This window comes from Klebsiella quasivariicola (genome assembly GCF_002269255.1).
Taxonomy (GTDB): domain Bacteria; phylum Pseudomonadota; class Gammaproteobacteria; order Enterobacterales; family Enterobacteriaceae; genus Klebsiella; species Klebsiella quasivariicola.
Window position 1 is genome coordinate 2,680,598 of record NZ_CP022823.1, and the last position, 14,704, is coordinate 2,695,301.

Below are 14,704 nucleotides of genomic sequence, written 5' to 3' on the forward strand. Positions count from 1 at the left end.
CAGTATCTACGCTTTCCCATCGTACTATCCTTGAGAAACCGCATTTTTATCAGGTGACGCCGCGCTAATCACGCTTCGTCGCCGGGGTTGTCGTACGCCTTTTTCGGCTAGCGACAGCCAGAACAGAGCAGCAGGAGTAAAGAGATGACCAGTAAAAGACGCGCGGTTCCCGGTGTTCACCCCTACGACGGTCCGGCAGGCGGATGGGGCGCACTGAAGGCCACGGCCATCGCCGTGCGCACCCAGATGGATGCCTTCGAGGCGCCCGCCACGCTGCTGCGCACCAACCAGCCGGATGGGTTTGACTGCCCGGGCTGTGCCTGGCCGGACAAAGAGCATAAATCCACTTTCCAGTTTTGCGAAAATGGCGCCAAAGCCGTGACCTGGGAGGCGACCACCAAACGGGTGACGCCCGCATTTCTGGCGGCCAACACGGTGAGCTCCCTGCTGGCGAAAAGTGATTTTGAACTGGAAGGCTACGGCCGCTTAACCCATCCTTTAGTTTACGACCGCGCCAGTGATACCCTGCGGCCGGTGGAGTGGGAGCAGGCCTTCGCCCGCATCGGCGAGATCCTTCGCGGCCTGCAGCCAGATGAGGTCGAGTTCTATACCTCTGGCCGGGCGTCCAATGAGGCGGCGTGGCTGTTCCAGCTGTTTGCCCGCGAGTATGGCACCAACAACTTCCCTGACTGCTCCAACATGTGCCATGAATCCACCAGCGTGGGCCTGCCGCAGTCGATCGGTATTGGCAAAGGTACCGTGTCCCTCGATGACTTTGACCAGACCGAACTGGTGATTTCCATCGGTCACAACCCGGGAACCAACCACCCGCGGATGATGGGCACCCTGCATGAGCTTTCCCGTCGCGGCGTGCCGATTATCGTTTTTAACCCACTGCGTGAGCGGGCGCTGGAGCGTTTTGCCGACCCGCAGAACGTGATGGAGATGGCGACCCGGCGCTCGACGCCGATCGCCTCGACCTACTACCAGGTGCGGGCCGGCGGCGATGCGGCGGCGCTGAAAGGGATCGCCAAAGCGCTGCTGCAGCTGGAAGAGGAGCAGGGCAATGTCCTCGACCACGCGTTCATTGCCCAGCATACCCAGGGGTTCAGCGCCTTCGCCGAGGATCTGCATGCCACCCGCTGGCAGGATATTGAACAGGAGTCCGGCCTGACGCGCGAATCGCTGACCCAGGTCGCCGTGGCCTACGCCAAATCCAGGGCCACCATCGTTACCTACGGCATGGGCGTCACCCAGCATAACAAAGGCACCTCTAACGTGCGTCTGATTGCCGACCTGCTGCTGATGCGCGGCAACATCGGCAAGCCGGGAGCCGGCATCTGTCCGCTGCGCGGCCACTCTAATGTGCAGGGAAACCGCACCGTTGGGATCAGTGAAAAACCCTCCTCGGCCTTCCTCGACAGCCTGCAGCGGGTGATGGGGATTACGCCGCCGCGGCATCATGGCCACGATGCGGTAAAGGCCCTGGAAGCGATGATCGCCGGCGACGCCAAAGCGCTGATCTGCCTCGGGGGTAACTTCGCCGTGGCGATGCCGGACCACGAACGCGCCTTCCCGGCGATGCGCGGGCTTGAACTCAGCGTTCACGTCGGCACCAAGCTCAATCGCTCGCATCTTCTGACGGCGAAAGAGACCTTTATTCTGCCGTGTCTGGGGCGCACCGAACTCGATCTGCAGGCCAGCGGCCGGCAGTCGATTACCGTCGAGGATTCAATGTCGATGGTGCATGCCTCGTCGGGCAAGCTCAAGCCCGCTTCGCCGACGCTGCGTTCGGAACCGGCGATTGTCGCCGGTCTGGCGAAAGCGACCTTGTCGGCCAGTAAAGTGGACTGGCTGTACCTGGTGGAAGATTACGACCGCATTCGCGATCTGATTGAACAGACTATTCCGGGATTCGAGAATTATAATCAGCGCATTCGCCACCCGGGTGGCTTTCGCATGCCGCTGCCGCCGACCGAGCGTATCTGGCCGACCGCCACCGGCAAGGCGATGTTCTCGGTGTTTAAAGGGGTGCATGAGAACGTGGTGGTGGAGGGCGAGGATGTGATGCGCTTAGTGACGCTGCGCAGCCACGATCAGTACAACACCACGATTTATGCGATGGATGACCGCTATCGCGGCGTTTTTGGCCGCCGTGACGTGCTGTTTATGAACGAGCAGGACATGGCCGCCCAGGGGCTGGAACATGGCGATCGGGTAGATATTCATACCGCGCTGCCGGGCAGTGAGCTGACGCTGGAAGATATCACGGTGGTGGCCTACGGCATCGCGCCCGGTACCGTCGGCGCCTATTATCCGGAAGCTAACGTGCTGGTGCCGCTGAACTATCTGGATGAAGAGAGCGGCACCCCCTCGTATAAGTCGGTCCCGGTCCGTCTGACGCTGCGCTCGAAAGAGATCCGCCCGCTGGCCGGCGTGCGCTAAAAGGTAGTGTGCAGGGCGGCATCGCGCCGTCCTGCGCCCCCCCGCGCCTTGTATATCCTCGCTTGAATTTATCGCTAGTGAAACTAACATTCTGGTAACCTGTGCGCGGCCCCGGGGGTGAACGGCGGGGTTCAAACGGGAAAGAGAATGGATATTAAGCAACTCAAGTATTTAATCGCGCTCGATCAGACGCGCCATTTTGGCCAGGCGGCCGCGGCCTGCCATATTACCCAGCCAACGCTCTCCATGCGGATTCGCAATCTGGAAGAGGAGCTTAACCTCACGCTGATCCAGCGCGGCCAGCGCTTCGAAGGTTTTACCCCGGAAGGGGAGCGGATCCTGGCCTGGGCACGGGCGGTGCTCGCCGCCCATGACGGGCTGGCGGCAGAAGCGGCGATCTGTCGCGGACAGATGGTCGGCCAGCTGCGGGTGGGCATGGTGCCGCTGGCGAGCCTCAATCCGATGCAGTTGATTACCCCCCTGGCGGAGAAATATCCGGCGCTGCAGTTCAGCCTGCTGTCGATGACCTCGGAGCAGATTATCGACGGCGTCAGCCGTAATCAGCTGGATCTGGGGATCTGCTATCTGCAGCACCTGGACGAGCGTCAGTTCAAGATTGCCCGCTTGCCGCAAACCCGGATGGGGCTCCTGCACGATAAACGCCATTACGACTTCAGCGCCGGGACGCCGGGCTGGGAGGCGCTGGCGACGTTGCCCCTTGGCTTTCTGACCAAGGGGATGTACTACCGGGAGTCCATTGAAATCAGCTTTAAGGCCAAAGGGCTAACGCCGAGGTATGTCTTTGAGAGTGATTCGACCTTTCAGATTATCCAGGCGGTGCAGGCGGGGATCTGCTGCGCCATTATGCCGCTTAACAACGGCCTCGAAGCGCTAAGCGACAATCTTGAAATTCTGCCGATTGCCGAAAGCCAGGTCGATTCACAGCTGGCGCTGATTATGCGCCAGCAGGAGCCGGTCTCGACCCTGGCGGAGAAATGCTTCGCTGAGGCGCAGGGGATATTTGGCTGAGGCCTGGCCGCCGACCTGGCGGCTTGTCACTAAAATGTCTAAACGACCCTCTGATGGGAGAGTGCCAATATAGCCCCGGTGGTGCAGGACCGTTGGTAAAAGTGGTATTGCGGTGCCGCTTAATGTTGTCCAGAAGATACAAGCTTTAATGACAATTTTTTATCCCTCCTGCAGTACACATCACAAATATTAACTACGGCAACAGCCGTCATTTAAGTTAACAACAACCGATATGTATTACTCCATAATGATATATTAGGCTGACTTCCTGGTTAGATTATGATGCATTAATGTCATGCCGGCATATGAATTGTTAAATGAATATGTCTGAAAACTAATAACATCACGGACTGTTTACATGTCATCTCATACCAACATTGTACAAGAAAAGGCTTTGCAACTGATGCAAAGCATTGGTCAAAATACCTACCTTAAGTCAATTATGAGCGGTATGATGCTCATATTGCCAGTAACGATTATGAGCTCTGTGGCGACTTTGCTTAAAGTGTTTCCATTTGCTCCATACCAGGATTTTTTGTTACGACACAACTTAACTCGCTTCTTTGATATCCCGATTACCTTCACGAATAATTTTTTAGCCGTGATTGTCGCTTTCTCCGTTGCCTATACGCTAGCGAAAAATTTCGATGTTGATGGCTTCATGTCAGGTCTGATTTCAATGATCTCTTTCTTTATTTTAACGCCGTATGATCTCGGTGAAATAGGGCCATTAGGGCAATCATTTTCAATTCCTGGCCAATGGCTGGGGCCTATGGGGCTATTTACCGCCATTCTGGTGGCGATAATTTCAACACGAATATTCGTGGCGATAACCCGTAAGGGATTGATTATCAAAATGCCAGAAAACGTTCCGGAATTTATCTCCAAATCGTTCTCTTCATTGGTTCCAGGAATCGCCATCCTGACGCTATTTACAATTATCTCCGCAGGTATTACCAGTGTTGGTTATGGTAGCATTCACGAAATTATTTATAAATTAATCCAGGTTCCGCTAACTTCACTTGGATCCGGAATCTGGTCACTCATCTTTGTTGCTGTTGTTGCGCAATTGCTATGGTTTTTTGGGCTGCATGGCCACGCTATCACCCTCGGTATCGTAGCGCCGATCTGGTTTGCCATGGATGCCCAGCAGCTTGCTGCGTATGCTGCAGGCGTCGACTTACCCAACATCACAGGCTTTGCGTTCTTTATGACTTATGGCGCTGCTGGAGATCTATTGCCGCTGGCTATTATGCTCGCTTTTTTCGCGAAGAGCGCACGCTATAAAACGCTCGGTAAGATCGCCTTGCCGCCAGCTATCTTCACCATTGGCGAACCGATGGCTTATGGCGTGCCGCTGGTAATGAATTTTACTCTGGCGATTCCTTATATTTTTATCAATGGCATCATGCTCGGCATTGCATGGTATCTAACGGTCATTGGCGTATTGCCTCGCGTCGCTGGGGTGAGTACCCCGGCCGGCATGCCGATCATTATTTCTGGTTTTATGCAGGGGAGCTGGAAAATTGCCGCTTTCCAATTTATAGGACTTTTTGCGCGATTTGCAGGATGGTATTTCTTCTTCAAGACTGCCGATCTTGTCGCTTGCCGGGAAGAAAATCAGACAGATACCATTTGAATGCTCCATAAAAATATGCCAGCAACGCCAATTTAGCCATGGTGGGAAAGATGTTAAGTATCAATTACCAAACGGAAAACATTATTGTCGATCATCTGCCAATTATGGTGTGCTGGTCTACCAATTATCCTCAAAAGTCATTTTCGATAAAAGTGTATAAAGGTGCCGAACTGGTATCTCTTATCGCAAGAGAGGGTAATAATACCATTATCACTCTCGATGCAATATCGTTACAACGCTTTACTTCTTATATCATAGAAGTCCTTACCCACGGTGACAATGGTGAGAACAACGTTTTTAGAAACAGTTTTACAACCAGTAACCTTGGCCATTTTTCTGGCCGCTGGGTGAGCGGTGGGCATCACTTCACTAATGATATTCATTACTATCGCGGTAAACGTAATGTGGTGATGAGAAAAACAATTCATCTCGACGAAGACCTCCTTGATGCCTATATCAGCATTGTTGGTCTTGGTTTTTATAAATTGTATATCAACGGTAAAGAGGTCACCCGCGGTGAGCTTAATACTGACTGGACAAATTATGCTAAAATTATTTATTATGATACTTACAGTATAAAGCCGTTTATTAATCAGCCGAAAAATGAAGTCATTGTTGAGCTAGCCGATGGCTGGTTTAATCCAGCGCCGCTTAAATTATTTGGTAAATATAACCTGAGAGAGACCTTAACCATCGGTGAACCACAGGTCATCGCTGACATTTATATGAAGTTTGCAGATCGCGAAATAATCATCGGTAGTGATGCCGACTGGCAATATTGCGAAGGCGCTTATACCTTCAATAATATCTATTTGGGCGAGCGCCTGGATATGAAAGTGTTTCGCGGAGACAACACCACCGATTTGCTGATGCCTGACTGGAAAAACGTGGTGCTGAGCAACGGGCCTGAAGGCCGTCTGGTCTCGAGTTTTATTCCGAAAATTAACCATACGTTGTCCCTCGGGGCAGAGCATATCCACGTCGTAGACGAAGAGACATTCATTATTGATTTCGGTGCCATCATCACCGGATTTATCGATTTATCCATTACCGCGTCTGAGAATCAACGTGTGGAACTGCTCTATAGCGAAGACGTTGATGAAAACTATGAACTAAACACTGACTCCACCCTTGCAGGATTTGTCGGCAAACAGGTTACTGAAGGTGTGGTTATTGACGGCGGAATTGGAGCACCGGCGAGGGCGGAGCAGAAGGATGCCTTTGAATGCCGCAGTGGGAAGAATCATTTTATCAATGCCTTTACCTGTCATTCGTTTCGCTATGTGCAGTTAAGCGGTATTAATATTGAACAATTAAACAATGTTCAGGCGCTTTCAGTACATACTGTACTAAGGGAAAACGGGGGCTTTTACTGCTCAGATCCTTACATAAATAAGCTCTTTGAGGTTGCTAAAAGAACTAAACTCAATAACATTCATTCGGTCTTCGGGGATTGTGCCCGCGAACGTTTCGCCTATGGCGGAGACATTGTCGCGTTGGCCCGGTCGCAAGTGTATCAGTTTGACTCTGCCGCTATTTATAAGAAAACTATCTTTGATTTTATCAATGATATTCGTCCCTGTGGTGGTGTGACCGAAACTGCGCCATTTATGGGAATTAAAACTAATGGCGTCGGCGGGGAAACGGGACCCCTGGGTTGGCAACTGGTATTACCTTATTTGATAGCCATTCACTATCGACATTATGGCAACGTCAATCTGTTGGCCGAAAGCTTGCCATTTCTTGAGAAGCAAATCCTCTCCCTGGAAATGCGTGACTTTGATGACCTGGTAACCTGCTGCCTGGGTGACTGGGGAAGCCGCGATCATGATATGCGTAATTACAAAAATGGCTCGCCAGCTCTCCATTTCACCAGTGCTTGTTTCTATTATTACCATTTGTTAATTATCGCAAAAATATGTGATGATCTTGGCTTAAAAGAAAAATGGCTAAAATATATTAGCAAGGCCAATAAAATTAGAGAGAAAATTTTAACACTCTATAAGAATACGGATGGCAGCTTCGCCGATCGCAGTCAGACCAGCTTTGTTTTTGCAATCTACTTCGATTTGTGTGATGATATCGACAGTTCATTGAATGCATTGATCGATCTCATCAAAAAAGAGCAAAATGTTATCACCTGTGGGATTTTTGGCCAAAGTTTTGCCTATGAAATATTTCATCGCTATGGTCATAATGAATTAATCCTTGAATGGTTAAGAGTCGAAGCCGGATTCAAGAAAATGCTTAAAAATGATGCCAGCACATTGAAGGAATTTTTCGGTGATAACCTGAATGGTTCAAATAATCACGCGATGTTCAGTTCTTATACCAGCTGGCTGTTTCAGGCTTTGGGCGGCATTACCGTCGCTGAGGAGGCGGTTGGTGCTGATGTTATTTTAATCAGTCCATCCTTTACTGAGACGATTAACTTTGTGGATTGCTGGCATCAAACAATCAGAGGGCGTATTGAGTGTCGCTGGCGGCGCTATAAAAAAGGCATTGAATTAGTCATCAAAGTGCCCTTTAACCTCAAAAAATGCACCCTTAAATTACCAAAAGTGTATCAACTTAATAAACAATTACCTGCGCCGATAGACTGTGATAGCTATCATCAGTTTTATGACATTACCGATGCAGGTGAGATAAAAGTACTATTATAATGATAGTGCATACCCAACCGTTCGCTCCAGTTAGGTACTTTTATGTTACACCATGATATTCATGAAAAGCTACTGGCTTATACCGATAGAGAACTCGAACTGCTTCGCGCTAACTATCAACTGTGTCATAAATTTAAAAGCCATATGGAGCGAAGGTTTTTCAAAGACAACTACATTCATATTGAAAAGCAGACCCGATTTACTAAAATTCCGTTGCATTCTCATGGCTTTATCGAGCTTATTTATATATATCAGGGTAAAATGCATCAGAAGATTAATGAAGAAAGTCTCACTCTGGGTAAGGGTGAGATACTGCTTATCAACCAGTTTGCCAGACACGAAATTGAAGCCGCTGGGCAGAATGATATTATCATCAATTTTATTATTAAGACCGAATTTTTCGGTCGACTCATGTCCCTTTTTGACGAAAATAACATCATTTCCCGTTTTATCCTTTCAGCAATTAATGGCAGAAAAAAGCATGGAGAGCATATTCACTTTAAAGTGGGGGAAATCGACGCCATTCAAAGCATTATGCATGTCATCATCAGCGAGATCTACAGTAATAACCACTTAAAAGAGATACGCGTCAATTTCCTGGTGGGACTGTTGATGACCGAACTGCTCTCGAATGTGCAAGCCAGCGATTACCATATCAACGGCAGTTACAATGAATCACTTGCCATGGCCGTGTTGAGATATATTGATACAGATTATAAAACTGCCAGCCTGAAAGAGATCTCCTGTCGTTTAAATCAGCCTAATTATAAAGTGAGTAAACTGATAAAAGACTTCACCGGTAAGAACTTTAGTGATTTGTTGGTTGAAAAACGCCTGGATGTGTTGATCCATCTCCTCAAGCATACTAATCACTCTATTATTGATGTTATTAATATGACGGGTTATGAAAACGCCTCGCATTGTTATAAAGTATTTAAAGAGAAATATAATATGAGTATTAAGGAGTATCGTGATCTGAACTCCTGAATAGTAAATTGGCGCACAGCGTTCATGCTATTGCATGTTTTTGTAATAAGTAAAATCGGCAACAACCGATATATAAAAAGGCAAGCTGGGTTATAACACGAGTGGCATTCTTTAAATAAAATCAGATAAGCAATAAAAATAATAATTTTATTTATTTTATATCTCTTACCCGATGGAGTCTGAAGAATGAACCCCAGAATTATTATTCCAGGTGTTATCTCATGTTTTCTGCCTGCGACCCTATGCCATGCGGCCAATCTAAGCGACGACGGCAGCTTCCAGCTAAATGGATATGGCATGGTGGCTGGAGATTTTCAGAGCGAACTAAACCGTCCCAAAAACATGTCATTGCATACCGACCCCACCGGACCTAATCAGGATCCTCGTGGCAAAATGGGCGATTTGGGAAACAGTTTCTGGCACGATTACTGGACATCGCTGGCTATCACTAAAAAATGGCAGGGTCTGGCTTCTCCTGAGCAATGGGCTGATTACACCTATGAAATGGTGGGTTACGGCGATAAAACGGTAGAAACGGCACAGAATTATGGGCGCTTTGGTGGGCTCTCTTTTCTTCCCGAGGGCGCAAACATTTGGGCTGGGCGTCGTTACCTCGATCAACGTATTAATATCTTCGCTTACAATACCAAAGAAGTGCATATTGATTCCGGCCTCGGTTATAACAGTAAGAATTTTGATTTGAACGTTGGTACCGACCAGATCGACTGGTCCAGCGATACCGCGCCGCAGGCGATAGAAGGCTCGCGGCGCATCGTTGATATGGCTTATCGTATCGATCAGACAGAACTGGGTATGACCTATGTTAAAGAAATTGATGATCCATTGGGCACTGGCAAGCAGAAAGCAATTAGTTTTTCCGCGAAATACAGCATGCCGTCTTTTTGGGGAGTGGCAAAGGGACAATCGACAGTCAAATTACAGTATGGTAAAGGGGTTATTGCTCCTTATCTGAACACCAGTCGTATTACCGTCCTTAGCGAAGAGGGCGATTCTTCAATGCGTTTTTCCACCGACGGAAACTTGACGTTGTTTGATGATTTTGCCGTCTCGCCGGCTTTCATCTATGAATATACCAGGCGTGAAAAAACTGCTGACCGAACCACCTTTATACCTGATACAGGTTATTCAGGGGGGGACATGACCTATGGTTCCGCGAATGAAACCGGGATCTTTACCGGCGTAAACGTTAAGCAAAATATTCATCACCAAAATCTTTCCATGTTGTATGAAGTCATGGTGAATAACACTATCAACAAAAATGGCGTCGAAGGTGCCAGCGGCGTCGGCTACAAAATTGCCGCCGGCCCGGCCCTACAGCTGGATGTTTTACCGTATGTCGCGCCGATTCTCAGTTTGACGGTTACCTACGCAGGCGGGGACAAAGAGGTCACGTTATTGCCGGAAGACTCGGAGTGGCGAGTCGGGTATCGAATGGAAGTCTGGTTCTGAATCATTACTACATCACTACAGGATATTACCCTATGAACAAACACGTCGCTGCTCTGCTGACGATGCTTATTATTCCGTCTGCTTTTGCGCAAACACCTTTAACAGACAGCAAAACTATCGTTATTAAACCAAGCGCTCTGGCCGTCGAGATGGTGCCTGATATTGCCTATTCATTTACGCAAAATATCATGGGACGACCGCTCCAGTTAACGATGGATTTGCTCAAGCCTTATGCTGATAAACCGTTACCCGCAGTAGTATTTATTACCGGCGGCGGCTTTCTCGATGCGCCCAAATCAAAATTTATCGGTCAGCGGGTCGATATTGCCCGGGCTGGTTATGTGGTCGCCAGCATTACCTATCGGGTCGTACCCAATGTGACTTTCCCGGGCATGGTTGAAGATGCGAAAACGGCGGTCAGATTTTTACGCGCCAATGCTGAAAAATTAGGCATCGATCCCAACCATATCGCTGTGATGGGCGAGTCGGCGGGTGGGTATTTAGCCGCTATGGTGGGTACCACCAGCGGTCATAAGGAATTCGACCAGGGAGAGTATTCAAATCAAAGCAGCGATGTGCAGGCGGTGGTTGATCTCTATGGCCTGTCCGATCTGACGAAAGTCGGCGCTGACTTTTCCGCGGACATTCAAAAAGCGCATCAGTCACCGGCCATACCAGAGGCGATGCTGGTTAATGGTATTCCCTGGCAAGGCGGTGGCGCTATCTCCGCCTATCCCGAAAAGGCGAAACGGGCTAATCCCATCACCTGGATTTCGAATAAAACGCCGCCTTTTCTGCTAATGAACGGCGATGCCGACAATGTGGTTTCACCCAGCCAGTCAACGCTTTTACACGAGGCGCTGCTAGCGAAAAAAATACCGTCCACCCATTACGTGGTGAAAGGGGCGGATCACGCAGGTTTGATGTGGTATCAGCCTGAAGTATCAAAAATTATTATTAATTTTTTAGACCAAAATCTCAAAGATAAGCATCAATAATACGTTACAGGAACAGGTAAATAAGATGAAAAAAATATTTTTGTGCTGCGCTGCCGGCATGTCAACGAGCATGGTGATGAATAAAATGAAGCAAGCGGCCGCAGCGAAAGGCATTGCTGTCGATATTATTGCTGTTTCAATGGATGATTTTGACCGCACGTTACCAAATTACGATTGCTGTCTTTTAGGGCCGCAGATTAAATATAAATTCGAAGAATTTAACAAAAAGGCCGCTGCGGTGGGTAAGAGAGTCGCCGTTATCGATAGCATGGATTACGGCATGATGCGTGGCGATAAAATTCTTGATGCGGCGCTGGCGCTGCTGGATGAATGTTCACTCAACAAGTAGGGCACCCGTATGGATATGGAAGCAACCGTCATGGAACTCATCATTAACGCCGGTGAGTCCCGCAGTCTGGCGATGCAGGCGCTGCAAGCCGCCAGAAAAGGAGTGTGGCAGGACGTTGATAGGCTGATGCAGGACGCCGCAGATGCCGCAAAACGCGCGCATGATGTACAAACCATGCTTATTGGTATGGATGAGGGCTGTGGCAAAGTACCGGTTAATCTTATTCTGGTACATGCCCAGGATCATATAATGACCTCTATGCTCGCGCGGGAATTGATCGCGGAGCTTATTGAGGTTCAGCGCCAGTTGCAACATCGCACCTGATAAAATATGTCGCCGCCGGCACCTTCGGCGGCGACCGCCATCAGATATTCTCCAGACGAATGCCCCGCGTTCTCGGGCCGAAAATCCCCACCGACAGCATCACCATCAGCATACTGACGACGATAAAGCTAATCACTCCCGGCGTGCCGGCGTATTGCAGAATAATGCCGATCAGGATGCTGGTCACCGCGGTGGAGAGCCGGCTGAACGAGTAGCAGAAGCCGACGGCGCGGGCGCGAATGTGGGTCGGGAAGACCTCGGCCTGGTAGGCGTGGTAACTGATGGTCAGCCAGGCGTTGGACCAGGTGATCATAAACCCGCAGATCACCAGCAGAATCGGACTGTTTTGCAGGGCAAACAGGGTGCCGAAGATGACGGTCATCAGCGCGGAAAGGACGATCTGCCACTTGTTTTCAAAGCGATGCACGAAGCGGGTGCAGAACAGGCAGCCCAGGGGATAGGCGAGGGTGATAAAGAAGGCGTACAGCAGGCTGTGGGTGATACTGGCCCCCTGACCGGAGAGCAGCGCCGGCAGCCAGTTGCCAAAGCCGAAGAAGCCGATCGCCTGGAAGAAGTTCATCACCATCAGCATCAGGGTGCGCTGCCGATACTGCGGCGCCCAGATCTCGCGGAAGGTGCCGCGTTTGACGACGCTCTGCGCCGCATGCGCATGCTTCGGCGACGGCGTCAGGCCGCAGCGGGTTTCCATCTCACTCATCACCGCATGCGCCTCATCATGCCGCCCTTTGCTTTCCAGCCAGCGGGCTGACTCCGGCAGCTTTTTGCGGATAAACCAGATCGCCAGCGAGAACAGCGCGCCGAAGATGATCACCCAGCGCCAGCCACTGAGGCCGAACAGGGTGGTCGGCACCAGCATCCAGGACATCAGCGCCACCGCCGGCACCGAGAGGAACTGGATGAAGAAGGCAAAGGCGAAAGCTTTATTGCGCAGATGGGTTGGCACCCATTCGCTGAGGTAGGTGTCAATGGTCACCAGCTCAATGCCGAGGCCGATCCCCACCAGAAAACGGAAAAAGATCACCCCTTCCGCGCTGCTCTGTGTCGCCATCAGCAGTGAAAAAACGCCGTACCAGGCGAGTGCCACCATAAAGGTCAGGCGGCGCCCCAGCTTGTCTGCCAGCGGCGCCAGCAGACTGGCGCCAATAAACAGCCCCATAAAGGTGGCGGAGGCAAAGGCCGCCTGGTCGGCAATGCCAAAGATGCCCGCCTGTCCGGTGTGGAAAATCCCCTCCGCCAGCAGGCCGGCGCTGATGTAGCCGGTCTGGAACAGATCGTAGAGCTCAAAGAAACCGCCGAGTGAGAGCAGGGTGATAAACGACCATAACCCGAAGGAGGCGGGCAGCGCATCAATGCGTCCGGTTAAGCTGGCGTGCGGTTGTCCTGGCGAAGTATAGGGCGTTTCGCCGAGAACCTGGGTGGTAGACATGGTGTTGTGTTCCTCAGGAAGAATGGTTTGCCTGCTAATGTTAATTGATTGTTAACAGTTTTAAATTTTTAATCCTAAGCCTTAAGGACATTCTTTAGCGCAAGATCGCGCTGCGGAGGCATAAAGATGAGTTTCATGCTGGTTTTCGCCGCGCCTCAGCGACGGAATTGAAGTAAATCACCGCTGACGGCATTTCCGGTTGTGCGAGTCGCCAACCTGTGGGAAAGCGGCTAGAATGGCCCCTTCGCAGGAGGTTATAAAAATGTTAAAAGATGGATGTGCGCCGTCGGGGTCTGGCTCGTCCGAGGCGACGGCCGATTTTTATTTTAGCCACGTGATGGCCGAGCAGGCGGCGCGGGCGCGCCTGACGCTGGACGACGATCAGCTGTCGCTTATCGCCCGGCTTGACGCCCTGGGCCAGCAGCTGATGTCCGCGTCCGGCACACCGCAGGGGCTGTACGTCTGGGGACGGACCGGACGCGGCAAAAGTTTTATCCTCGACCACTTTTTTGCCAGCCTGCCGCTCGCTGCCCGGCGGAGGGTCCATTTTCATCACTTCTTCCGCGAACTGCACCAGCGGCTGAATGCCCCCGGCGCGCCCGATCTGCAGGCGGTGATGAGGCAGATGACCTCCGGTTGCCGTCTGCTGTGCTTTGACGAATTTCATCTGCACGACCCCGGCGACGCCATGCTGATCAAGGTGTTGCTGGAACACCTCTTTCAACGGGGCATCGTGCTGCTGGCGACGTCAAACTACCCACCGGAGTTGTTGCTGCCTAATCCGCTGTATCACGAACGCTTTTTACCGTCGATCGCGCTGATCCGCGCCCATCTGGCGGTTGTCGCGCTTAACGGCGAAGAGGATTATCGCGAACGGCATCTGAGCCAGGATAACGCCTTCTGCAGCGGGCGGAGGTGGGTTACCCCAAGCGCGCAACAGCGTCAGCTGTACGATCTGCCATCGCTGCCTGGCGAACCCGTCTCGCTGGAGGTCGGTTACCGCACCCTCCAGGCGGTCGTGGCGTCACCTGACTTGCTGCACTTCACCTTTGCCCAGCTCTGTCAGTCCGCCACGGCGGTGATGGACTATCTCACGCTCAGCGAAAGCTATGCCGTCTGGTTACTGGACGAGGTGCCGCCGCTGGCGACGGTGGGGCCGGCGGCCCAGCAGCGCTTTATCAACGTGATTGATGTGCTGTATGAAAAGCAGATCCGCCTGCTGCTGGTAACCTGTTGCGATCTGCAGACGCTGGTGGCCGGGGTGGAACTGGAGGATATTCAACGAACGTGGAGTCGCCTGCAACAGCTGCCGCGGGCGGTATAAGCAAAACGCCCCGGCGGGAGCCGGGGCGG

General features: G+C 51.0%; 10 protein-coding genes and 1 pseudogene. 10 read left to right on the forward strand and 1 reads right to left on the reverse strand.

Features of this window, described 5'->3' with window-relative positions:
* Positions 1-144: 144 nt before the first annotated feature.
* From B8P98_RS13400 to B8P98_RS13440, 9 genes and pseudogenes are all read left to right on the forward strand, one after another.
* On the forward strand, positions 145-2,445 hold the full coding sequence (locus B8P98_RS13400) for an FdhF/YdeP family oxidoreductase (RefSeq protein ID WP_025711529.1): 2,301 nt from the start codon (positions 145-147) through the stop codon (positions 2,443-2,445).
* 147 nt (positions 2,446-2,592) lie between these two features.
* Positions 2,593-3,474, forward strand: a complete 882-nt coding sequence (locus B8P98_RS13405; protein WP_080924084.1) for a LysR family transcriptional regulator — start codon at positions 2,593-2,595, stop codon at positions 3,472-3,474.
* 403 nt (positions 3,475-3,877) lie between these two features.
* Complete coding sequence (locus B8P98_RS13410) at positions 3,878-5,113, forward strand: PTS sugar transporter subunit IIC (protein ID WP_165931868.1); 1,236 nt, start codon at positions 3,878-3,880, stop codon at positions 5,111-5,113.
* A 50-nt stretch (positions 5,114-5,163) separates the two neighbouring features.
* Complete coding sequence (locus B8P98_RS13415) at positions 5,164-7,776, forward strand: family 78 glycoside hydrolase catalytic domain (RefSeq protein ID WP_025711526.1); 2,613 nt, start codon at positions 5,164-5,166, stop codon at positions 7,774-7,776.
* Positions 7,777-7,818: 42 nt separating this feature from the next.
* Entirely contained in the window at positions 7,819-8,763 is a 945-nt protein-coding gene (locus tag B8P98_RS13420; protein ID WP_025711525.1) for an AraC family transcriptional regulator, read from the forward strand.
* Positions 8,764-8,949: 186 nt separating this feature from the next.
* Entirely contained in the window at positions 8,950-10,233 is a 1,284-nt protein-coding gene (locus tag B8P98_RS13425; RefSeq protein WP_025711523.1) for a carbohydrate porin, read from the forward strand.
* Between the two features lie 32 nt (positions 10,234-10,265).
* A pseudogene (locus tag B8P98_RS13430) lies at positions 10,266-11,221 on the forward strand (alpha/beta hydrolase fold domain-containing protein).
* Between the two features lie 35 nt (positions 11,222-11,256).
* Positions 11,257-11,580, forward strand: coding sequence for a PTS sugar transporter subunit IIB (locus tag B8P98_RS13435; RefSeq protein WP_025711521.1), 324 nt, complete (start codon positions 11,257-11,259; stop codon positions 11,578-11,580).
* A gap of 9 nt (positions 11,581-11,589) precedes the next feature.
* Positions 11,590-11,904, forward strand: coding sequence for a PTS lactose/cellobiose transporter subunit IIA (locus B8P98_RS13440; RefSeq protein WP_025711520.1), 315 nt, complete (start codon positions 11,590-11,592; stop codon positions 11,902-11,904).
* A 40-nt stretch (positions 11,905-11,944) separates the two neighbouring features.
* Here the strand turns inward: B8P98_RS13440 and B8P98_RS13445 are convergent, their stop codons facing one another.
* Complete coding sequence (locus B8P98_RS13445; protein WP_080897782.1) at positions 11,945-13,351, reverse strand: MFS transporter; 1,407 nt, start codon at positions 13,349-13,351, stop codon at positions 11,945-11,947.
* Between the two features lie 262 nt (positions 13,352-13,613).
* On the opposite strand from B8P98_RS13445, the gene zapE reads away from it, so the two are divergent.
* On the forward strand, positions 13,614-14,675 hold the full coding sequence (gene zapE / locus B8P98_RS13450) for a cell division protein ZapE (protein ID WP_095033121.1): 1,062 nt from the start codon (positions 13,614-13,616) through the stop codon (positions 14,673-14,675).
* Positions 14,676-14,704: the final 29 nt, after the last annotated feature.

Coding starts and splice junctions, on each gene's coding strand:
- B8P98_RS13400 (WP_025711529.1), top strand. CDS start 145: ATGACCAGTAAAAGACGCGCGGTTCCCGGTGTTCACCCCTACGACGGT.
- B8P98_RS13405 (WP_080924084.1), top strand. CDS start 2,593: ATGGATATTAAGCAACTCAAGTATTTAATCGCGCTCGATCAGACGCGC.
- B8P98_RS13410 (WP_165931868.1), top strand. CDS start 3,878: ATGCAAAGCATTGGTCAAAATACCTACCTTAAGTCAATTATGAGCGGT.
- B8P98_RS13415 (WP_025711526.1), top strand. CDS start 5,164: ATGTTAAGTATCAATTACCAAACGGAAAACATTATTGTCGATCATCTG.
- B8P98_RS13420 (WP_025711525.1), top strand. CDS start 7,819: ATGTTACACCATGATATTCATGAAAAGCTACTGGCTTATACCGATAGA.
- B8P98_RS13425 (WP_025711523.1), top strand. CDS start 8,950: ATGAACCCCAGAATTATTATTCCAGGTGTTATCTCATGTTTTCTGCCT.
- B8P98_RS13435 (WP_025711521.1), top strand. CDS start 11,257: ATGAAAAAAATATTTTTGTGCTGCGCTGCCGGCATGTCAACGAGCATG.
- B8P98_RS13440 (WP_025711520.1), top strand. CDS start 11,590: ATGGATATGGAAGCAACCGTCATGGAACTCATCATTAACGCCGGTGAG.
- B8P98_RS13445 (WP_080897782.1), bottom strand. CDS start 13,351: ATGTCTACCACCCAGGTTCTCGGCGAAACGCCCTATACTTCGCCAGGA.
- zapE (WP_095033121.1), top strand. CDS start 13,614: ATGTTAAAAGATGGATGTGCGCCGTCGGGGTCTGGCTCGTCCGAGGCG.